Here is a 540-nt window from a genome sequence, read left to right on the forward strand (position 1 = left end):
TGCTCGTTCTGTGCCGCCGGCGGTGCAGCCAGATCCTCCAATAGGGGTCTCCGGTCGCGACAAGGGTCCTCTCTATTCCAACGATGCGACCATTGTCGAAGGGCTGAGGTCAGCATTGGAGAGCACGGTCAAGCGCCATGTAAATTCTCTTCTCGGCTTTGGTCGTTGGCTCTTTGATAATAACAGGCCGGGATTTGCTGCTCGGCTTCACGAGGAGTCGCTGGATCCGGATCTCAAGGAGTACGAGAGCAAGAGTGGCTCCTCGGACGTGGCTAGAGCAGTGGGTCATCTCAAGACGTGGGCGGGCGGAGCGCCAGTGCTGGACCGCGCCGCTGTCCTGAATAATCCCGACCCTGCCGACGCCGCGCTCATCAGAGATTACACAGCGGCTCCCATCAAAGAGTACAAGGCAGCGCCGACCGGGCCGAATCCCGCTACCATTCAGACCTATGGATCTGCTCCTAGACGTTTCAGTGAATACCTGGTTGAAAACAAAAAGCCGGGGATTGCGGCTCGGCTTCACGAGGGGTCGCTGGATGA

1 pseudogene is annotated in these 540 nt (G+C 58.5%); it reads left to right on the forward strand.

Annotation, left to right across the window (positions count from 1 at the left end):
* Positions 1–115: 115 nt before the first annotated feature.
* A pseudogene (locus NKH19_RS33510) lies at positions 116–540 on the forward strand (Ulp1 family isopeptidase); the annotation flags it as partial.

It is taken from the genome of Mesorhizobium sp. M1338 (assembly GCF_040318045.1).
In the GTDB taxonomy this organism is placed as follows: Bacteria; Pseudomonadota; Alphaproteobacteria; order Rhizobiales; family Rhizobiaceae; genus Mesorhizobium.